Genomic DNA, 18,728 nt, shown 5'->3' with positions numbered 1-18,728 from the left:
GCGCCGGGAAGACAGGGAAGAAAAGGGCGTTTAGCGGAACGCCGAAATGGGCGTCAACTTCTTGTCGCGGGGAATATTGAACTTGGTCTTGGGACCATACCACTTGGTCCACAGGGCATCGATCTCGCCCTCCTTTTCCAGTGCGGCCAGGGCCTGGTTGACGGCATCGAGCAGCCGGTGCTCTCCCTTCTTGACGCCCAGTGCAGTGGGCTCCCAGGCCAGTGCGCCTTCGACGAAGCGGAACCGTCCGCCCGACTCATTGACGAAACGAATGCCCGAGGGCATCGAAATGGCCAGCGCATCGACCTGGCCCTGCGCCAGCGCCAGGAAGGATTGCGGTGTGTCGGTGAAGGTCAGCAAGCTGGCCTTGCGCAGCACGCGCCGCACCGCCTGCTCCGGGGTGGAATCGCGATTGGCGCTGATGCGCTTGCCGTCCAGGTCGGAGACCAGGTTCAGGCCGGAATCACTCTGTACGATCAGCTTGATCGGGTTCTGGTAATGCGAGGCCGTGAAATCGATCAGGCGCGCGCGTTCGCGGGTATAGCCCAAGGCCGCCGAGACCAGGTCCACCTCCCCCTTCATGAGCGCCGGCAGACGCCCCTCCACCGTCACACTGCGGTGCTGCATCTGTACGCCCAGCTTGCGAGCGACCGCGCTGCACATGTCGACATCAAACCCGACGATCTGGCCGGTCAGCGGATCGGAAAATCCCAGCGGCTCATTCTTGGACAGCGTGGCGCAGATCAGCACGCCACGCGCCTCTATCTGCCCCAGGCGGTCTGCGTGCGCCGCAGCGGGAACCAGCCAGGCCCCGGCCAACAGCAGGCTGCCCATGCCCAGTTGCTTGAGTTGCTGCGAAATCTTTTTCATGCTTTTCCTCATCGAGCGTCGAGGATAGCCCGAAACAATCCCGGATGTCACTCGCAGCAGACACTCCCATACACTTTACAAACAAATCTCTCTACGCACCAATACAGTACCCTGACAGTTTTCGGTACACATCACCTGACATGACCTGTTCACCCTGCCCTGCCGCTTCATCTGGCCGGTCCACAAGACAACGGCCCGGTCGGGTGAGGACCGGGCCGTCATCGGACAGCGATCAGACAGTCAACGGACAGCCAACGGACAATTCAGCCGTGGCCCAGATAAGCCTTGCGCACGTCGCTGTTGGCCAGCAGGTTGGCACCGGTATCGGACATGACCACATGGCCGTTTTCCAGCACATAGCCACGGTCGGCCACGCCCAGGGCCTTGTTGGCGTTCTGCTCGACCAGGAACACCGTCACGCCGCTGTCGCGGATGGTGCGGATGATCTCGAAGATCTGCGCAATCACCAGCGGGGCCAGGCCCAGCGTGGGTTCGTCCAGCAACAGCAGGCGCGGCTTGCTCATGAGGGCGCGGCCAATGGCCAGCATCTGCTGCTCGCCGCCGGACATGGTCCCGGCCCGCTGGGCCGCTCGCTCCTTGAGGCGCGGGAAAAGGCCGAAAACGTACGCGACGCCCTGCTCGATCTCGTCATTGCTGGCGAAGAAGGCGCCCATCTGGAGGTTCTCCAGCACGGTCAGACTGGGGAAGACGCGTCGGCCTTCCGGCGAGATGGCAAGTCCCCGGCGCATGATCTCGTGGGTCGGCAGCTGGGTGATGTCCTGGCCCTCGAAGATCACACGACCGCCGGAGGCACGCGGACGTCCGCACAGCGTCATCAAGAGGGTGGTCTTGCCGGCACCGTTGGCACCGATGAGGGTGACGATCTCACCCTTTTCCACCTTCAGCGATACGCCGTGCAGGGCCTCGATGGCGCCATAGTGGGTATGCACCTTGTCAAACTGCAGCATCATTCTTCTCCCAGATAAGCCTTGATCACGCGCTCGTCGCTACGCACCTGTTCGGGGGTGCCGGTGACGATGGGCTTGCCGTGCTCCATGACCAGGATGCGGTCGGAGATGCCCATGATGAGGCTCATGTCGTGTTCGATCAGCAGCACGGCCACGCCGTGCTCGCGGCGCAGGCGGTCGATCAGTTGCGACAGCTCCTGCTTCTCCTGCGGGTTCAGGCCGGCAGCCGGTTCATCCAGCAGCAGCAGGCGCGGCCTGGTGATCATGCAGCGGGCAATCTCGACGCGGCGTTGCAGGCCATACGAGAGCGTGCCCGCCTCACGATTGGCCAGTGCGGTCAGGCCGAGCTGATCCAGCCAGTAGGCCGCGCGTTGCAGCGCCTCCTGCTCGGAGCGGCGATAGGCCGCGGTCTTGAGCAGGCCCGACAGCAGGTTGGTGTTGACCTGCTGGTGTTGTGCCACCAGCAGGTTTTCCACCACGGTCATGGACTTGAAGAGGCGGATATTCTGGAAGGTCCGCACCAGCCCCTGCTGCGCCACCTGGTGGCTGGGCTGGCGGGCAATCGAGACGCCATCGAGAGCGATCTCGCCCGAGGTCGGCTGATAGAAGCCGCTGATGCAGTTGAAGACGGTAGTCTTGCCGGCCCCGTTGGGACCGATGATGGCGAAGACTTCGCGCTCCTGCACGGCCAGCGAGACGCCATCCACGGCCAGGAGGCCACCGAAGCGCATCGACAGGTTGGACACTTCCAGCATGGTTTTCATGGACGAATTCATTGCGGCAACTCCACGTGCGGACGGGTTGCAGGGAGCAATCCTTGCGGACGCCACATCATCATCAGCACCATCACCAGGCCGAAGATCAGCATGCGGTATTCGGCAAAGCTGCGCGCCAGTTCCGGCAATACGGTCAGCAGGATGGCGGCCAGAATCACGCCCAGCTGCGAGCCCATCCCCCCCAGCACGACGATGGCCAGGATCAGGGCGGACTCGATGAAGGTAAAGGATTCCGGCGTCACCAGACCCTGGCGGGCGGCGAAGAAGGAACCGGCCAGGCCGGCGAAGGCGGCACCGAGCGTGAAGGCGGAAAGCTTCACGCGGGTTGGATTGATGCCCAGCGAGCGGCAGGCGATCTCGTCTTCACGCAGCGCTTCCCAGGCGCGGCCCATGGGCATGCGCAGCAGGCGGCTGGTGACGAACCAGGTAAAGAGCACCATCAGCAAGGCCAGGAAGTACAGGAAGATCACCATATGCGCGCCCTGATAGCTCAGGCCGAACATCTGGTGGAAGGTGGTGCCGCCTTCGGTCAGCGGATTGCGCGCCATCACCACGCCGAACACGGTCGGCTTGGGGATGCCGGAGATGCCATCCGGTCCGCCGGTCAGGCTGGTCATGTTGTTGAGCAAGAGACGGATGATTTCACCGAAGCCCAGCGTGACGATGGCCAGGTAGTCACCGCGCAGGCGCAGCACCGGGAAGCCCAGCAGGAAGCCGAACAGTGCGGCGGCAGCCGCCGACAGCGGCACGCACTCCCAGAACGAGAGGCCGAAGTACTGGTTGCACAGCGCATAGGTGTAGGCACCCACGGCATAGAAGCCGACGTAACCCAGGTCGAGCAGGCCGGCGAAACCGACCACGATGTTCAGGCCCAGGCCCAGCACCACGTAGATCAGCGCCAGAGTCATCACGTCCACATAGCCGCGCGAACCGAAGAAGGGCCACACCAGCGCGGCCATCAGCAGGATCATCATGGCCGCGCGCTGCTGGCCCGGCTGCATGCGCGGCAGCGTCGGCAGCTTGATGCCGGCGCGGGTGCGCAAGAGCGCCGGCTTGGCCAGCTGGAACAGGAACACGGCCAGCACCGCCACCAGCACCGGGGTCCAGTGGGTATTGAGGACCACGCGGTAGCCCTCCAGCTGCAGCTGCATGCCCAGCAGCGGGATGGTCAATACGGCGGTCACCAGCGCCGCCGCCACGGCATTCTTGAAAGTCTCAGGCATCACGCCTCCTTGAATTTGTCGTTGTCCGTCGAGCGCAGCAGGCTCAGACCTTTTCGATGTCGGGCTTGCCCAACAGGCCCGTGGGACGGAACAGCAGGATCAGCACCAGCAGGCCGAAGGACACCACGTCCTTGTATTCGGAAGGCAGGTAGCCGGCCGCGAAGGTCTCGGCCAGACCCAGCAGTACGCCGCCCAGCATGGCGCCGGGAATGCTGCCGATGCCGCCCAGCACCGCCGCCGTGAAGGCCTTGATGCCGGCGATGAAGCCGATGTAGGGATTGAGCTTGCCGATGGTCAGCGCAATCAACACGCCGCCCACCGCCGCCAGCATCGCGCCCAGGACGAAGGTGAAGGAAATCACCTTGTTGGTATCGATGCCCAGGAGGTTGGCCATGCCCATGTCTTCAGCGCAGGCGCGGCAGGCACGGCCCATGCGCGAGCGTGCGATGAACAGCGTCAGGGCCACCATCAGCACCAGCGTCACGCCCACGATGACCATGCGCGAATACGGCACGGTGACGGTGAAGTCGCTGCCCATCTGGAACTCCAGCGCGCCCGAGATCAGCACCGGCACCGACATGTCGCGTGCGCCCTGGCCGATCTGCACATAGTTCTGCAGGAAGATGGACATGCCGATGGCCGAGATCAGCGGCACCAGGCGCGGCCCGCCGCGCAGCGGACGATAGGCCACGCGTTCGACGGTCCAGCCATAGAGGCCCGTCACCAGGACCGAGACGATGAGCGCACCGCCCAAGAGCAGCGGCAAGGGATAACCGGACTGCACGCCGATGGCTGTGAGCGTCACCAGGCCGACGTAGGAAGCGATCATGTAGATTTCGCCGTGGGCGAAGTTGATCATGCCGATGATGCCGTAGACCATGGTGTAGCCGATGGCGATCAGGGCATAGATCGCACCCAGCGAGAGCCCGTTGACGAGCTGCTGGGTCAGTTGAGGGAGCAATTCATTCATGAGGGAACCCGGAAAGTGGAAATGCCCCATTCCGAAGCAATGGGGCATTTCGCGGTTTGACGTCAGGTCAGACAGTCAGGCCAGCGATTCGAAGAGAATCACTTGGCTTCGGTCTTGGTGGCATCCTTGTGCCAGGTGAAGACCACGAACTTGAAGGCCTTCAGGTCACCCTTCTTGTCGTATTCGACGTTGCCGATGGGGGTCTTGAAGCTGTTGGCATGGATGTAGGCCGCGACCTTTTCGGGATCGGTGGACTTGCTGCCGGTGATGGCGTCGGCGATGATCTTCACGGCCGAGTAGGCCGGCATCTGGAACGGACCGTTGGCGTCACGCTTGGCGGCAGCGAAGGCCTTGACCAGGGCGGCATTGGCCGGGTCGGCGGCGAAGTCGGCCGGCAAGGTCACCAGCATGCCTTCGGAGGCCGGGCCGGCGATGGCGGTGATGTCCTTGTTGCCCACGCCTTCGGGGCCCATGAAGACGGCCTTGACGCCCTGCTCACGCGCCTGGCGCATGATCAGGCCCATCTCCGGGTGGTAGCCGCCGAAATAGACGAAGTCCACCCCCTGCGACTTCAACTTGGTGACGATGGCCGAGTAGTCGCTGTCACCAGCGTTAATGCCTTCGAACACCACCACCGGCACCTTGGCCGCATCCAGCGCCGCCTTCACCGAGGAGGCCACGCCCTGGCCGTAGGACTGCTTGTCGTGCAGCACGGCGACCTTCTTGGGCTTGAGCTTCTCGATCACGTAGCGGGCGGCGGCAGGACCTTGCTGGTCGTCGCGGCCGATGGTGCGGAAGATGAACTTGTGCGGCTTGGCTTCGGTCAGCTGCGGTGCAGTGGCCGAGGGGGTGATCATGACCACGCCTTCGTTCTCGTAGATATCGGAAGCCGGAATGGTGGAGCCGGAGCAGACGTGACCGATCACGTACTTGATATTCTGGCTGACGATCTTGTTGGCCACGGCCACGGCCTGCTTGGGTTCGCAGGCGTCATCCATCATGACGGCTTCGAACTTGTTGCCGTTGGCGCCGCCGGCGGCGTTGATCTGTTCGATGGCGGTGAGGGCACCGGCCTTGACCATGTCGCCGTACTGGGCCACGGCACCGGTCAGGGGACCGGCGATGGCGATCTTGACGGTTTCGGCGTGGGCCAGGCCGGCCGAGGCGGCACAGCCGGCGAAGGTGGCGGCGGCCAGGGCGATCTTGGTCAGACGGCTTGCAAACTTCATTGTCGTTTCCTCCGGGATGGAATGGATTCAAGAGGCGCCGTTACCTGGCCAGCAGGCCGGCGCGCGTAGGGTTGTGGATACCTGACCCCGTTTTACGGGAGGCTGGCCGCAACATGGGGGCAGAGTGTAACACTGCCGTCATTTGGGGCAAATTTTTTTTGAAATTTCGTCAAACCCCATCATTTATGCGCTGCCGCCTTCGATTTTTCGCACATTTCATGCTGTTTTTCTTCATTTTCCCACATTCGGTGCAGAACCGCACTGCAACAAGATCCAATTCGGTGCATTGTCCTGAAAGGCTTGATGGGACTGGCTTTACGGCCTGATCCGGATTTCCCGTGGCAAGCCCGGCTTGCGCCATTTACAATACCGCCTCGCCCTCCGCATTCCCGCAGAACAAGACCTGGTTTCGATGCTTCGCTTCCCTCTTTTTCCCTCCCGCCACCTGCACCCTGCCCTCCTGCGACTGCTGGCCACAGCAAGCCTGGTACCGGGACTGCTCCTGGGAGGCAACAGCCCGCGGGCGCAGGCGGCAGAGGTGCGCCAGTACCAGTATCACCGGGTCTTCATCAGCACCTGCCGCGCCGATCCGCGCAGCGACAGCATCCGCATGTACTGGAAGGATGCCAACGGCACGCCGCTGGGCAATTTCAGCCGGCTCGACGCGCATTTACGCGATCAGGGTCAGCAGATGGTGTGTGCCACCAATGCCGGCATCTATGACAAGCAGTTGCAGCCGCTGGGCTTGTATGTGGAAGGCGGCAACCAGCTGCGCCGCCTCAATACGCGCAAGAACGCGTATGGCAATTTCTATCTGCAACCCAATGGGGTGTTCGTGTTGAGCGAGCGTCAGGCTTACATCGTCGAGACCTCCGACTATCAAGCCGAGCTGGGCCTGTGGAATGCCGTGACGCGCTATGCCACGCAATCAGGGCCCTTGATGATCGTGGACGGCCAGATCAATCCGCGCTTCGATCCCGATTCGGCCAACAAGGTGGTGCGCAATGCGGTCTGCCTGGACGCGGGCGGCATGGTCACGCTGGCCATTGCGCGCAATCCGATCAGCTTTTACGATTTCGCCAGTTTCCTTCGGGATGAACTCAAATGCAGTGACGCCTTGTACCTGGATGGCAGCATCTCGCGCATGTATCCCACGCTGGAAGCCAATATGGGTCCGGCGTTCGGGGCCATGATTGCGGTGGTGAAGGGGGATGGGGGGAAGTAGCGGCGAAAACCGCTACTTGAATGGCAGTACTGAACTTAGATCTTGACCAGCCAGCTTCTGGAAGAATTACCTTGCAGGGGTAAGCACCAGGATCTTGAGCCCAGCGAGCTATCTCGGTACTCGGCATCTTTTCAACCTACATCGAGATCTTTACGAGATCACTGACTTGCGTAGCAACATAGGTTAATTTGAGGACTTGGATGACCACGTAAGGCTCCCACAAGACAAAAAAAAGCCCGCAGCCAATACACTGCGGGCAAGTTCCCTATCAAGAGGGAGGTTGAAGGAACAGTTCAACCACCTGTACGACTACGGGCCGCAAAAAAAAGTTCGGAAAGATTTTTCGCGCACTGATACAGATCCGGCCTGCAGGCCAGGTCATCAGCAAGAAGCTTCACATTTCCCTGAAAAAGCCGCAATCCACCCTGCCCCCCCGCCAAACAAGAAAACGCCGCGACAGTCGCCCGTCGCGGCGTATGCAGTGCTGTTCCCACTGCGGGAGAGGGTGCGGCTGTTGCCGTTCTTGTTGGCTCTTATGATGTGGCGCTTACTTTTGCGTACCGCTGTCGCCAGTGGTGGCCGGCGGCGTGCTCGGGCTGGTGGCCGAGGAATCCGAAGGCGTGGTCGGGGTCGGAGCAGCCGGCATGGCGGTCGAGCCCGCAGCGGTACCGGAATCGGCCGGCGCCGGCGTGGTCGGGGCAGTGCTTGCCGGTGCCGGTTCCGATGCGGCCGGCGGGGCGGCAGCAGGAGCGGCCGGCGCTTCGTCGCGCTTGTTGCAACCTGCCAGAACAGCGGTGAATACGGCGGCAGCCAAGAGGGTGTGACGAATCTGCATGTGATGCCTCCTAAGGTTGTTGAAGGGATTTGCCGAAATGGCGGCCCGCCAGGCACAGAGCGCCCGCTTGCCGGAATTCGACAGCTTCTGGACCCCGATTATTCCCGCTCCGGCCCGCCCAGGCTGTCAGAAAACAGCGCATCTTGATGTCAGCCATCACAGGCAGTGTGGCATCCATGACAACACTTTCCCGGCGAAAAACCCGTATCATCGCCTTCCATGACGACTCTGACCGCCCGCTTCCCTGCCCTCGCCCGCTTGCCTGTCTGCCGCTTGCTGGCCATGGCCGCCAGCGTCCTGGCCACGAGCCTGCCGCTGGCCGCCCATGCCGACATCAGGCCGGTCTCGCCCGCCCAGTGCGCCCAGATGCGCAACAACAAGGTCATCACCTCGGGCAATCCGGTGCGCTGCACGCAACTGGCCACGGTCAGCTTCGACTACACCGATTTCGACGGCGCCACCCGCCACGGCAGCGTGGTGGTGCTCGATGCCCTGGCGCCCCAGGTGGAAGCGCTGTTCGGCGAGCTGCTGCTGCGCTCCTTCCCGCTGGCCGGTGCCCAGCCGCTGGAAGCCTATGAAGGCGACGACCAGCGCTCCATGGCCGCCAACAACAGTTCGGCCTTCAATGGCCGACCCATGACGGGCGGTGGTGGCTGGTCCAAGCATGCCTATGGCGCGGCCATCGACATCAACCCGCTGCAAAACCCGTATGTCAGCAAGGCGGGCAGCACCGAACAGGAGGTCCTGCCGCCGAAGGGCGCAGCCTATCTGCAACGCATGCCGCTGCAACCGGGCATGGCCGAGGAGGTGGTGAGCGTCTTTTATGAACACGGATTCCTGGTCTGGGGCGGCCAGTGGAAACAACCCATCGATTACCAGCACTTCGAGATCGGCAGCCGCAGCTTCATCCTGAAACTGGCCAGCCTGCCCAAGGCCCAGGCACGCGCCGAGTTTGAACGCTACGTCGCCCGCTACCGGCGGTGCGCACATCCGGACGGGGCACAGGCCGATGACGATGCGCCCGAAGATACCCGCCTGCGCGATCAGTGCGCCGCGCGCCTGCGCAAGTAAGCAGCGCACGCCGTCCATGCAGGACAGGTAAAGATGCGCAAGTTTCGGTAAACCGCCGCAGCAGACACCAAGTCCCCCCCTATACTGCCCCGGCAATACCGGTCTGGGCGCTGCCCGGGGGACAGCCTTACTTGAGGAGTGTACGCATGTCGATCAATTCCATTTCCGCCATTTATCACGGCAACGCACCAGCCGGCGGCCAGCAGGCGCAGAAGAAGCCAGCCATCAATTTCAACGACATCCTGAAAGCCACCGGACAGTCCACCCAAGTGGCCCAGTCCACTACCGCCCAGCCCAGCAGTACGGATACCAGCACCTTCACCACGACACCGACCCGCACGGTGTAAGCGGCACCACCCCGCCCGCAATGACAAAGGCCGGACAGTGCGCAAACACTGCCCGGCCTTTGTTCTGTCACTTCGGGGAAGTGGCCCGGTACAGTTCCACTCCCCCGCGACATGCCACACCATCTGGCCAGCCTCCCCTGCCCGACCATCCCTTCAGGATTGCGCATTGGCCTCATTGAGCGCATTGACGATGTCGGCGCGCTTGAGCTCCGGCGCGAACTGCTGGATGAAATCGAAGGCATAGCCGCGCAGATACGCTCCCCGCCGCACTGCGAGCCGCGCGATATTGGCCTTGAACAGGTGCGAGGCATGGATGGCCACCATCTCCTGATGCTTGCCCTGATCCACCGCCATCGAGGCCACCAGCCCCACCCCCATGCCCAGCGAGACGTATTGCTGAATCACGTCGGAATCCATGGCCGTGAGCACGATGTCCGGTTCGATGCCGGCCTGGCGGAAGGCTTCATCGATGTGGCCCCGGCCCGTAAAGCCGACGTCGTAGGTGATGAGCGGCCAGGTGCCCAAGTCTTCCAGCGTGACCTGCTCCAGCCCCAGCAAAGGATGGCCTTGCGGCACCACGATCACGTGGCTCCAGGTATAGCAGGGGAAGGACACCAGTTCCTTGAACTGCGACAGGCCTTCGGTGGCGATGCCGATGTCGGCCTTGCCCGAGATGACCCATTCGGCGATGTGTTCCGGCGCGCTCTGCTGCAGGGCGATGCGCACCTGCGGGAAGGCATCGCGAAACGCCTGCACCACGCGCGGCAGCACGTAGCGCGCCTGGGTGTGGGTGGTGGCAATGGAGAGCGTACCGTTCTGCTCACCGGCGTATTCCTTGCTGGCACGGCGCAGGTTCTCGGCTTCCAGCAGGAGCCGCTCGACGATGCCGAGGATGCCCTTGCCGGGTTCGGTCAGGCCGGTCAGGCGCTTGCCGTTGCGCTCGAAGATCTCCACGCCCAGCTCTTCCTCCAGCTCTCGGATCTGGCGGCTCACGCCGGGTTGCGAGGTGAAGAGCACATTGGCCACTTCGGTCAGGTTGAAGCCGCAACGCGCGGCTTCGCGGATGGAACGCAGCTGCTGGAAATTCATCGTGCCTGCCCTCCTTCCTGCTGTGCAAAGACCTGCAGGCGGCGCGGACGCACCACCAGCGTCTCGCCGTTCTTCAAGCCCAGTTGCGCGAAGCGTTCATTGGGGATGACGGCTTCGATCAGCTCGGCATTGTCATCGCGCTCCAGTTCCAGTTGCGCCAACGGACCGATGGCATGCGCGCGCCGAAGTTGTACCACGATGCCTTCGGCACCGGGCGCATAGCGTTCCACGTCGAGATCATGCGGACGCACGAAACCGACGCCGGCTGCATCGCGGATATCGTCGTGGCCGGGGGCCTCGAAGCGCGCACCACCGGCATCGAGTACGCCTTCATGCAGGCGACCATGGAACAGGTTCACATTGCCCAGAAAGCCGTAGACGAAGGGTGAGGCCGGATGGTTGTAGACCGTCTCGGGCGTGCCGATCTGCTCGACCTGCCCCTTGTTCATCAGCACTACCTGGTCGGCCACTTCCAGCGCTTCTTCCTGGTCGTGGGTGACGAAGATACTGGTGACGTGCAGTTCATCATGCAGGCGCCGCAGCCAGCGGCGCAGTTCCTTGCGCACCTTGGCATCGAGGGCACCAAAGGGTTCGTCCAGCAGCAGCACGCGCGGCTCCACCGCCAGTGCCCGGGCCAAGGCAATGCGCTGGCGCTGGCCGCCCGAAAGCTGCGGCGGATAGCGCTCGGCCAGCCAGTCCAGTTGCACCAGTTCCAGCAGACGCTTGACCTTCTCGCCGATGATGGCCTCCGAGGGACGTTGCGCACGCGGCTTGACGCGCAGGCCGAAGGCGATGTTCTCGAACACGGTCATGTGCTTGAACAGCGCATAGTGCTGGAACACGAACCCGACCTGGCGCTCACGCACGTGGCGTGCCGAGGCGTCTTCGCCATCGAGCAGCACCTGGCCGGAATCGGGCGATTCGAGACCGGCGATGATGCGCAAGAGCGTGGTCTTGCCGCAGCCGGACGGCCCCAGCAGGGCCGTCAGTTCGCCCGTCGGAAAATCGAGCGAAACGTCGTTGAGCGCGGTGAAGCTGCCGAAACGCTTCTGGATGTGATGGACTGCGATGCTCATGGTGACTCCTTAGACTTGTTCGCTGGCGCTGTGCTGCTGGTGCAGCCGCCACTCGATGACACTCTTGATCACCAGCGTGGCCAGGGCCAGGAAGGCCAGCAGCGACGCCACGGCGAAGGCGCCGGTGATGTTGAATTCGTTGTAGAGGATCTCGACCTGCAGCGGGATGGTATTGGTCTCGCCGCGAATATGACCGGACACCACCGAGACGGCGCCAAACTCGCCCATGGCGCGGGCATTGCAGAGGATCACGCCATACAGCAGGCCCCACTTGATGTTGGGCAGCGTGACGTGCCAGAAGGTGCGCCAGCCGGAGGCGCCCAGTACCAGCGCGGCTTCTTCTTCCTCGCTGCCCTGCGACTGCATCAGCGGGATCAGCTCGCGCGCCACGAACGGGAAGGTCACGAAGAGCGTGGCCAGCACGATGCCCGGCACGGCGAAGAGAATCTTGATGTCATGCTCGCGCAGCCAGGGGCCGAGATAACCTTGCAGGCCGAACAGCAGCACGTAGATCAGGCCCGAGATCACCGGCGAGACCGAGAACGGCAAATCGATCAGCGTCAGCAGCACGTTCTTGCCACGGAACTCGAACTTGGCGATGGCCCAGGCGGCAGCCACCCCGAAGACCAGGTTCAGCGGTACCGCGATGGCGGCGGTGATGAGGGTCAGCTTGATGGCAGACCAGGCATCGGCTTCGGTGATGGACGCAACATAGACATCCCATCCCTTGCGCAGGGCTTCGTAGAACACGGCCACCAGTGGCACGAACAGGAACAGGGTCAGGAACACCAGCGCGATGCCGATCAGCAGCGCCCGGACCCAAAACGGTTCGGTGGTGGCAGCCGGCGTCAAGGGCGGTTCGCCACGCGCAATCGCCTGGGCCTGGTGGAGGACGGAACCGGGGGTGGCGCTCATCTCAGTTCCTCTCCGACTGGCCGCGCTTGCGGGTCCAGGCTTGCAGCAGATTGATGGTCAACAGCAGCAGGAAGGACACCACCAGCATCACCATGGCGATGGCCGTGGCACCGGCGTAGTCGTATTGTTCCAGCTTGGTGACGATGAACAGCGGCGTGATTTCCGACACCATCGGCATGTTGCCGGCGATGAAGACCACCGAGCCGTATTCACCGGAGGCGCGCGCAAACGCCAGTGCAAACCCGGTCAAGAGCGCCGGCAGAATGGTCGGGAAGATCACCCGGACAAAGGTTTGCCAGCGGCTGGCACCGAGGCTGGCGGCAGCTTCTTCCAGCTCGCGCTCGGCTTCTTCCAGCACCGGTTGCACGGTGCGCACCACGAAGGGCAGACCGATGAAGGTCAGCGCCACCAGCACGCCCAGCGGCGTGAAAGCGACCTTGATGCCCAGCGGCACCAGCAGCTTGCCCAGCCAGCCGTTCTGCGAATACAGCGTGGTCAGGGCGATGCCGGCCACCGCAGTGGGCAAGGCGAAAGGCAGGTCCACCAGGGCATCGATGATGCGCTTGCCGGGGAAGCGATAACGCACCAGCACCCAGGCCACGATGCCGCCGAAGATCACGTTGAGGAAGGCGCCGATCAGCGAAGCGCCGAAGCTCAAGCGATAGGAAGCCATCACGCGCGGCGAGGTCACCGCGTCGATGAAGCCGCTCCAGGTCAGGGTGAAGGTCTTCAGGAACAAGGCCGACAGCGGGATCAATACGATCAGCGCCAGGTAGAAGATGGTGAAGCCCAGCGACAGCCGGAAACCGGGCAGCACACGTCCACTGGTGCCGGCAGCGGCCTTGGCCGGCACCGCCCCGGGGGCGGCAAGGGATACAGGGGAAGAAGACATGTCGTTCTCTTGTTATTACCAATGCGACTATGGATGCGCGATATTCGCACCCACTGGTTATAAAGAGAACGAAGCTTTTTGCATGTCTTTAGAAGAAAAGCGCATAAACCGCGGTCTTCACCGGGCCTGATGCGCTTGGGAACGGCGACAGCAAACGCTCAATTGATGCGTTCGAGCAACTCCAGCAGCCACTGTTGCCCTTCGGTCCAGTCGCCCAGTCCGGATTCGGAATTGATGTGGCCGCGTGCGCCCACCGAGCGGAACTGCGCGCCCCAGGCCTCGGCCCAGTGGCGGGCGCGCTCGGCGCTCATCCACGGGTCGTTCTCGCTGCTCACCACCAAGGCGGGATACGGCAGCTTGTGCCGCACCGCTGCGCTCAGGCTGAATTTGACCGGGTCAGCGGGCGCCACCAGCAAGGCCGCCACGATGGGATGCGCAGAGCCCTCGGAGGCCGCCTGCAGGGCCGCCGTGCGATGCACGGTGGTCAGGCAGCCAAAGCTGTGCGCCACGATCACCGTAGGCCGGCCATCGCGCGCCAGCACTTCGCCCAGGCGGGCCGACCAGCGCGGCAGGTCGGGGGTTTCCCAATCCTCCTGCTGCACCCGTTCGAAGGCGGGATACAGCCGCTGCCAGCGCGACTGCCAGTGTTCCGGGCCGCTGTCGGAGAGGCCCGGTGCCACCAATACACGAAAATCCGCCAGCCGCGCCGGCGTGATGGAGGAAGAAGGAGAGGTCAGACTCATGCAGGCTCCACAGCGAGTGATGATTCATGCAGTATGCCTGAGGCCATGGGGCTGCGGGCAAAGATCCCGCGCCGCTGACGATGCGCAGCGGCGGGGAGCTCATGCGATCACAACTTGGCGATCGACACCTCGGTGGCCTTGACCAGCGCCACCACTTCGCTGCCGATGGTCAGGCCCAGGTCCTTCACGGAGCGGGTGGTGATGACCGAGGTCACGATGCCGGCCGGGGTTTCCACATCCACTTCGGATACCACCGAGCCTTCGATGATGGCCTTGACCTTGCCCTTGAACTGGTTACGGACGTTGATTGCCTGAATGGTCATGCTTTGCTCCTTGATGAAACGGCGTCGGCACCTGCCGCGCCGCAGGGGTTGAAATGGGATACGACTACAGAACCGAAAATCGGGTCAAACCTTCATGCGCTCAAACTCACACCGCCCACTGCACCTGCTGTACGCCACGTGGTGTGAAGAAAGCTTCAGATGGCTCTGTCACCGCCTCACTACCGGGGTGCCGCAGCACCCGCGCCAGGATGGCTTCTTCCAGCGCGGCAAACTGGGCCTGGCCGCGTGAACGCGGGCGCGCCAGGTCGATGCGCTGGTCCAGCGCCACGCGTCCATCCTCGATCAGCAGCACGCGGTCGGCCAGGGCGATGGCTTCCTGTACGTCGTGGGTCACCAGCAAGGCGGTGAAACCACGTTCGCGCCAGAGCGATTCGATCAGGGTCTGCATCTCGATGCGGGTAAGCGCATCGAGGGCGCCCAGCGGTTCATCCAGCAGCAGCAATTGCGGGTCGTGCACCAGCGCGCGCGCCAGCGCCACACGCTGACGCTGGCCACCGGAAAGCACCGCCGGCCATTCACCGGCGCGCTGCTCCAGGCCGACCTGGCGCAACGCCTTGAGCGCTTGTGGCGCCGCCTGTGCCGGCAGGCCCAGCGCCACGTTGGCCAGGACCCGCTTCCACGGCAGCAGGCGCGCCTCCTGGAACATGATGCGAACCTCGGCCGGGCCGCTGCCGGCGTGTTCATAGCGGACTTCGCCGCCGCTGGCGCCATCGAGCCGGGACACCAGGCGCAGCAAGGTGCTCTTGCCGCAGCCGCTGCGACCGACGATGGCGACGAATTCGCCGGGTTCGATATCCAGATCGATGTCGTGCAGCACGCTGCGGCCGCTGAATACCTTGGACACGGCGCGCAGTCTCAGGCCCACGCCCCGGGTGGCGGTGCGGCTCAACTGCTGGTGTTCCTGGAGGTCATTGCGCATGATGGGTTCCTGATGCGTTCATGGGGGATGTCATTGGTAGCCGGGATGCCAGCGCAGCCAGTAGCGCTCCAGCACCCGCGCCGCGGTATCGGCCAGCTTGCCCAGCAGGGCGTACAACAGGATGCCCACCAGCACCACATCGGTCTGCAGGAATTCGCGGGCATTCATGGTCATGTAGCCGATGCCGGCCTGCGCCGAAATGGTCTCGGCCACGATCAGCAGCACCCACACCAGCCCCAGCGCAAAGCGCAGGCCCACCAGAATGGAGGGCAAGGCGCCCGGCAGGATCACGTCGCGGTACAGCGGCCAGCCCGACAGACCATAGCTGCGCGCCATCTCGATCAAACCCCGGTCCACCGCGCGGATGCCGTGGAAGGTATTGAGATAGACCGGGAAGAACACGCCCACGGCGACCAGAAACAGCTTGGCCGTTTCATCGATGCCGAACCACAGGATCACCAGCGGAATCAAGGCCAGCGCCGGGATGTTGCGCACCATCTGCAGGGTGGTATCGAGCAGCAATTCGGCCCAACGCAGGCTGCCCGAGAGCAGTCCCAGGATCAGCCCCAGCCCGGCACCGACGGCAAAGCCGGAGGCTGCGCGCGCGCTGGAGACGGCCAGGTGGTGCCACAGTTCACCGGTGGCCGAGAGCTGCCAGGCAGCCTTGAGCACCGCGAACGGTTCGGGCAGGATGCGGCTGGAGAGCCAGCCGGCCTGGGCGGCGATTTCCCACCCCACCAGCAAGAGCAGCGGCAGGATCCAGCCAATCCAGGCATCGCGCTGCGGGCGCGATTTCTTGGCGACGGCCTTGGTCTTGGCCGATGGCTGCGCGGCGCTGGCAGCGCCCGGCAGTACGGTATCGGAGGCACTCGTCATGCTGACCTCAGCTGGCCGACACGCGCACCGGCGCGGCCTTGGGCAGTTCGGTATTGCCGACGATCTCGCCGAAGGGACCGGTCAGGTTGTAGCCGGTCGGGGTCCCGCGCCGGGCACGCGGCAACAGCGGGAACACCAGTTCGGCGAAACGGTAGGATTCTTCCAGGTGCGGATAACCGGACAGGATGAAGGTATCGATACCGAGATCCGCATATTCCTTCATGCGTGCAGCCACCGTCGGGCCGTCTCCCACCAGTGCCGTGCCGGCACCGCCGCGTACCAGGCCGACGCCAGCCCACAGGTTGGGGCTCACTTCCAGCTTGTCGCGTCTGCCGCCGTGCAGAGCGGTCATGCGCCGCTGCCCTTCCGAATCCATGCGGGCAAAGTTGGCCTGGGCCTTGGCGATGGTCTCGTCATCGAGACGGCTGATGAGTTCATCGGCGGCGCGCCAGGCGGCTTCATTGGTGTCGCGCACGATGACGTGCAGGCGGATGCCGAAACGCAGCGTGCGCCCTGCCCGGGCGGCGCGTTCGCGCAGGCGGGCGATCTTCTCGGCCACGGCGGCGGGCGGTTCGCCCCAGGTCAGGTAGACATCAACCTGCTCGGCGGCCAGGTCGATGGCCTCTTCCGAGGAGCCACCAAAGTACAGTGGCGGATAGGGTTGCTGCACCGGCGGATAGAGCGCCTTGGCGCCCTTGACGCTGAGGTGCTTGCCCGTGAAATGGGTCTCTTCGCCGGTATGGGTCTTGCTCAGGACCTCACGCCAGATCTTGAGAAATTCATCGGAGATTTCATAACGCTCGGCGTGGCTACCGAAGACACCATCACTCTCCTGCTCCACCGGATCGCCGCCGGTGACCACGTTGATCAACAGGCGGCCATTGGAGAGGCGGTCGAAGGTGGCGGCCATGCGCGCCGACAGCGTAGGTGCAGTCAGGCCGGGGCGCACCGCCACCAGGAATTTCAGGCGCCGGGTGGCATCGATCAGGCTGGCCGCGGCCACCCAGGCGTCTTCGCAGGAGCGGCCGGTGGGCAGCAGCACGCCGTCGTAGCCCAGCGTATCGGCGGCCACGGCGACCTGTTTCATGTAGTCATGGGTGACCGGGCGCGCCCCTTCGGCAGTACCAAGATAGCGGCTGTCGCCGTGGGTGGGGATAAACCAGAAAACGTTCATGAAAGACTCCTGTGCTTCGACAATTCAACCGGTGTGATAAAAATTATTTTAATTGTTCAAATTATTTAAATTATTTACATTATTTAAATAATTTAAAACTGCAGATCATTTGAGGACGGCATCACTGACCTTGAGCGGCTTGGGGATCAGCCTGAGCTGATAGAAGGCATCGGCGATCTTCTGCTGCTCGGCCAGCACTTGCGCATCGACCGGTTTGTAGATGTGGGCGTAGCGCTTCAGGCCGGTTTCGATGATGTCCGCATCCAAGCCCTGGATCGGGGCGAGCTGGGCCGCCGCCTCGGCGGTGTGAGTACGCACCCATTCCCCTTCGCGGGTCACTTCTTCCAGCAGGATCTTTTGCACCTGCAGGTTCCTGACCGCGAACGGACGCGCACTCAGGAAGAACTGATGATGACTGACCACCCCCGCGCCACTGGCCAGGCGGCGTGCGCCGATCTGTTTTTCGGCAGCGGCCTGGAACGGATCCCAGATCGCCCAGGCATCCACCGCACCGCGCTCGAAGGCGGCGCGGGCATCGGCCGGCGCCAGATAAACCGGCTCGATATCGCCGTATTGCAGACCGGCCTTCTTGAGCAAGGCCACCACCAGCCAGTGCACGTCGGAACCCTTGTTGAAGGCGACCTTCTTGCCCTTGAGTTCGGCCACGCTCTGGATGGAGGAATTCTTGGGGACCAGCAGTGCCTCGGCCTCCGGGGTCGGGATTTCATAGGCGGTGTAGACGAAGTCGGCACCGGCGGCCTGGGCGAAGATCGGCGGGGCTTCACCGACATAGCCGAAATCGACCGAACCGACGTTCAAGGCTTCCAGCAATTGCGGACCGGCCGTGAACTCGGCCCATTTCACTTCCACGCCCAGTACTTGCAGGCGCTTTTCCAGCGCGCCATGGGCTTTCAACAGCACCAGGGTATTGGCTGCCTTCTGATAGCCGATGCGCAGCAGCCTGGTTTGCTGCGCCTGTACCGGGCTGCTGCCCAGGCCGATGGTCAACGCGCCCAGGGCGATGGCGGACAGTTGCCCCAGCGAGCGGCGACGGGAAAGTTGGATGCTCTTTTTCTTGTTGGCGGACACGTTTTTCTCCTGATTCCAGATGTTTGGACGTAGCGCGGCCCTTCCGCCATACCAGCCGGCGGTCTTGCCAGGCGCAGGGGCCGTGAGTTCGTTCGTT

20 protein-coding genes are annotated in these 18,728 nt (G+C 63.4%); 3 read left to right on the top strand and 17 right to left on the bottom strand.

Annotated elements, in window-relative coordinates:
* Positions 1-30 precede the first annotated feature (30 nt).
* The 6 genes from HWE01_RS03875 to HWE01_RS03850 all read right to left on the bottom strand — a co-directional run bounded on the left by HWE01_RS03875 (position 31) and on the right by HWE01_RS03850 (position 6,036).
* Positions 31-870 (bottom strand): ABC transporter substrate-binding protein, encoded by an 840-nt coding sequence (locus tag HWE01_RS03875; RefSeq protein ID WP_008327491.1) that lies wholly within the window; start codon positions 868-870, stop codon positions 31-33.
* A gap of 263 nt (positions 871-1,133) precedes the next feature.
* Positions 1,134-1,838, bottom strand: a complete 705-nt coding sequence (locus HWE01_RS03870; RefSeq protein ID WP_241821176.1) for an ABC transporter ATP-binding protein — start codon at positions 1,836-1,838, stop codon at positions 1,134-1,136.
* Positions 1,838-2,614 carry a high-affinity branched-chain amino acid ABC transporter ATP-binding protein LivG gene (gene livG, locus HWE01_RS03865; RefSeq protein WP_175343177.1) on the bottom strand — a complete coding sequence of 259 codons (777 nt, stop codon included), beginning with the start codon at positions 2,612-2,614 and terminating at the stop codon, positions 1,838-1,840. Before livG ends, HWE01_RS03870 begins: the two co-directional genes overlap by 1 nt.
* On the bottom strand, positions 2,611-3,837 hold the full coding sequence (locus HWE01_RS03860; protein WP_175343176.1) for a high-affinity branched-chain amino acid ABC transporter permease LivM: 1,227 nt from the start codon (positions 3,835-3,837) through the stop codon (positions 2,611-2,613). The genes livG and HWE01_RS03860 overlap by 4 nt, the downstream gene beginning before the upstream one ends.
* Before the next feature lie 43 nt (positions 3,838-3,880).
* On the bottom strand, positions 3,881-4,807 hold the full coding sequence (gene livH / locus HWE01_RS03855) for a high-affinity branched-chain amino acid ABC transporter permease LivH (RefSeq protein WP_034350126.1): 927 nt from the start codon (positions 4,805-4,807) through the stop codon (positions 3,881-3,883).
* 98 nt (positions 4,808-4,905) lie between these two features.
* Entirely contained in the window at positions 4,906-6,036 is a 1,131-nt protein-coding gene (locus tag HWE01_RS03850; RefSeq protein ID WP_008327475.1) for a branched-chain amino acid ABC transporter substrate-binding protein, read from the bottom strand.
* A 412-nt stretch (positions 6,037-6,448) separates the two neighbouring features.
* Between HWE01_RS03850 and HWE01_RS03845 the strand changes: the two genes are divergently transcribed.
* Positions 6,449-7,261 carry a phosphodiester glycosidase family protein gene (locus HWE01_RS03845; protein WP_050978069.1) on the top strand — a complete coding sequence of 271 codons (813 nt, stop codon included), beginning with the start codon at positions 6,449-6,451 and terminating at the stop codon, positions 7,259-7,261.
* 547 nt (positions 7,262-7,808) lie between these two features.
* On the opposite strand, the gene HWE01_RS03840 is transcribed toward HWE01_RS03845, so the two are convergent.
* Positions 7,809-8,096 (bottom strand): hypothetical protein, encoded by a 288-nt coding sequence (locus tag HWE01_RS03840; RefSeq protein WP_008327473.1) that lies wholly within the window; start codon positions 8,094-8,096, stop codon positions 7,809-7,811.
* Between the two features lie 219 nt (positions 8,097-8,315).
* Between HWE01_RS03840 and HWE01_RS03835 the strand changes: the two genes are divergently transcribed.
* Positions 8,316-9,167, top strand: coding sequence for a M15 family metallopeptidase (locus HWE01_RS03835; RefSeq protein WP_241821124.1), 852 nt, complete (start codon positions 8,316-8,318; stop codon positions 9,165-9,167).
* A gap of 146 nt (positions 9,168-9,313) precedes the next feature.
* A complete protein-coding gene (locus HWE01_RS03830) occupies positions 9,314-9,514 on the top strand; it encodes a hypothetical protein (RefSeq protein WP_008327471.1) in 201 nt (66 codons plus the stop codon).
* Positions 9,515-9,667: 153 nt separating this feature from the next.
* On the opposite strand, the gene HWE01_RS03825 is transcribed toward HWE01_RS03830, so the two are convergent.
* The 10 genes from HWE01_RS03825 to HWE01_RS03780 all read right to left on the bottom strand — a co-directional run bounded on the left by HWE01_RS03825 (position 9,668) and on the right by HWE01_RS03780 (position 18,631).
* Positions 9,668-10,603: a CysB family HTH-type transcriptional regulator gene (locus tag HWE01_RS03825; RefSeq protein WP_241821123.1), complete on the bottom strand. Its 936-nt coding sequence runs from the start codon at positions 10,601-10,603 to the stop codon at positions 9,668-9,670.
* A complete protein-coding gene (locus tag HWE01_RS03820) occupies positions 10,600-11,679 on the bottom strand; it encodes a sulfate/molybdate ABC transporter ATP-binding protein (protein WP_008327467.1) in 1,080 nt (359 codons plus the stop codon). The genes HWE01_RS03825 and HWE01_RS03820 overlap by 4 nt, the downstream gene beginning before the upstream one ends.
* A 9-nt stretch (positions 11,680-11,688) precedes the next feature.
* Complete coding sequence (gene cysW, locus HWE01_RS03815; RefSeq protein ID WP_008327466.1) at positions 11,689-12,594, bottom strand: sulfate ABC transporter permease subunit CysW; 906 nt, start codon at positions 12,592-12,594, stop codon at positions 11,689-11,691.
* 1 nt (position 12,595) lies between these two features.
* Complete coding sequence (gene cysT / locus HWE01_RS03810; protein WP_008327465.1) at positions 12,596-13,486, bottom strand: sulfate ABC transporter permease subunit CysT; 891 nt, start codon at positions 13,484-13,486, stop codon at positions 12,596-12,598.
* 158 nt (positions 13,487-13,644) lie between these two features.
* Entirely contained in the window at positions 13,645-14,229 is a 585-nt protein-coding gene (locus tag HWE01_RS03805; protein ID WP_175343170.1) for an RBBP9/YdeN family alpha/beta hydrolase, read from the bottom strand.
* A gap of 107 nt (positions 14,230-14,336) precedes the next feature.
* Positions 14,337-14,552, bottom strand: a complete 216-nt coding sequence (locus HWE01_RS03800; protein ID WP_006464491.1) for a TOBE domain-containing protein — start codon at positions 14,550-14,552, stop codon at positions 14,337-14,339.
* A gap of 106 nt (positions 14,553-14,658) precedes the next feature.
* The gene (locus HWE01_RS03795) at positions 14,659-15,492 is read right to left on the bottom strand and encodes an ATP-binding cassette domain-containing protein (protein ID WP_241821122.1); all 834 of its coding nucleotides are present in this window, start codon (positions 15,490-15,492) and stop codon (positions 14,659-14,661) included.
* Positions 15,493-15,522: 30 nt separating this feature from the next.
* Entirely contained in the window at positions 15,523-16,368 is an 846-nt protein-coding gene (gene ssuC, locus HWE01_RS03790) for an aliphatic sulfonate ABC transporter permease SsuC (RefSeq protein WP_008327462.1), read from the bottom strand.
* A 7-nt stretch (positions 16,369-16,375) separates the two neighbouring features.
* Positions 16,376-17,542 carry an FMNH2-dependent alkanesulfonate monooxygenase gene (ssuD, locus tag HWE01_RS03785; RefSeq protein ID WP_241821121.1) on the bottom strand — a complete coding sequence of 389 codons (1,167 nt, stop codon included), beginning with the start codon at positions 17,540-17,542 and terminating at the stop codon, positions 16,376-16,378.
* 105 nt (positions 17,543-17,647) lie between these two features.
* Complete coding sequence (locus HWE01_RS03780) at positions 17,648-18,631, bottom strand: sulfonate ABC transporter substrate-binding protein (RefSeq protein WP_241821120.1); 984 nt, start codon at positions 18,629-18,631, stop codon at positions 17,648-17,650.
* Positions 18,632-18,728 lie beyond the last annotated feature (97 nt).

Origin of the sequence: Herbaspirillum sp. C7C8 (assembly GCF_022627875.1) — a bacterium.
Taxonomy (GTDB): Bacteria; Pseudomonadota; Gammaproteobacteria; order Burkholderiales; family Burkholderiaceae_D; genus Herbaspirillum.
This window is presented reverse-complemented; position numbering and strand designations above follow the sequence as displayed.

Excerpts from the sequence above, each read along its gene's own strand:
- cysT (WP_008327465.1), bottom strand. The coding sequence starts at position 13,486 with ATGTCTTCTTCCCCTGTATCCCTTGCCGCCCCCGGGGCGGTGCCGGCC.
- HWE01_RS03805 (WP_175343170.1), bottom strand. The coding sequence starts at position 14,229 with ATGAGTCTGACCTCTCCTTCTTCCTCCATCACGCCGGCGCGGCTGGCG.
- HWE01_RS03795 (WP_241821122.1), bottom strand. The coding sequence starts at position 15,492 with ATGCGCAATGACCTCCAGGAACACCAGCAGTTGAGCCGCACCGCCACC.
- HWE01_RS03840 (WP_008327473.1), bottom strand. The coding sequence starts at position 8,096 with ATGCAGATTCGTCACACCCTCTTGGCTGCCGCCGTATTCACCGCTGTT.
- cysW (WP_008327466.1), bottom strand. The coding sequence starts at position 12,594 with ATGAGCGCCACCCCCGGTTCCGTCCTCCACCAGGCCCAGGCGATTGCG.
- ssuC (WP_008327462.1), bottom strand. The coding sequence starts at position 16,368 with ATGACGAGTGCCTCCGATACCGTACTGCCGGGCGCTGCCAGCGCCGCG.
- HWE01_RS03850 (WP_008327475.1), bottom strand. The coding sequence starts at position 6,036 with ATGAAGTTTGCAAGCCGTCTGACCAAGATCGCCCTGGCCGCCGCCACC.
- HWE01_RS03825 (WP_241821123.1), bottom strand. The coding sequence starts at position 10,603 with ATGAATTTCCAGCAGCTGCGTTCCATCCGCGAAGCCGCGCGTTGCGGC.
- HWE01_RS03835 (WP_241821124.1), top strand. The coding sequence starts at position 8,316 with ATGACGACTCTGACCGCCCGCTTCCCTGCCCTCGCCCGCTTGCCTGTC.
- HWE01_RS03860 (WP_175343176.1), bottom strand. The coding sequence starts at position 3,837 with ATGCCTGAGACTTTCAAGAATGCCGTGGCGGCGGCGCTGGTGACCGCC.
- HWE01_RS03845 (WP_050978069.1), top strand. The coding sequence starts at position 6,449 with ATGCTTCGCTTCCCTCTTTTTCCCTCCCGCCACCTGCACCCTGCCCTC.
- livG (WP_175343177.1), bottom strand. The coding sequence starts at position 2,614 with ATGAATTCGTCCATGAAAACCATGCTGGAAGTGTCCAACCTGTCGATG.
- HWE01_RS03830 (WP_008327471.1), top strand. The coding sequence starts at position 9,314 with ATGTCGATCAATTCCATTTCCGCCATTTATCACGGCAACGCACCAGCC.
- livH (WP_034350126.1), bottom strand. The coding sequence starts at position 4,807 with ATGAATGAATTGCTCCCTCAACTGACCCAGCAGCTCGTCAACGGGCTC.
- ssuD (WP_241821121.1), bottom strand. The coding sequence starts at position 17,542 with ATGAACGTTTTCTGGTTTATCCCCACCCACGGCGACAGCCGCTATCTT.
- HWE01_RS03820 (WP_008327467.1), bottom strand. The coding sequence starts at position 11,679 with ATGAGCATCGCAGTCCATCACATCCAGAAGCGTTTCGGCAGCTTCACC.
- HWE01_RS03875 (WP_008327491.1), bottom strand. The coding sequence starts at position 870 with ATGAAAAAGATTTCGCAGCAACTCAAGCAACTGGGCATGGGCAGCCTG.
- HWE01_RS03870 (WP_241821176.1), bottom strand. The coding sequence starts at position 1,838 with ATGCTGCAGTTTGACAAGGTGCATACCCACTATGGCGCCATCGAGGCC.
- HWE01_RS03800 (WP_006464491.1), bottom strand. The coding sequence starts at position 14,552 with ATGACCATTCAGGCAATCAACGTCCGTAACCAGTTCAAGGGCAAGGTC.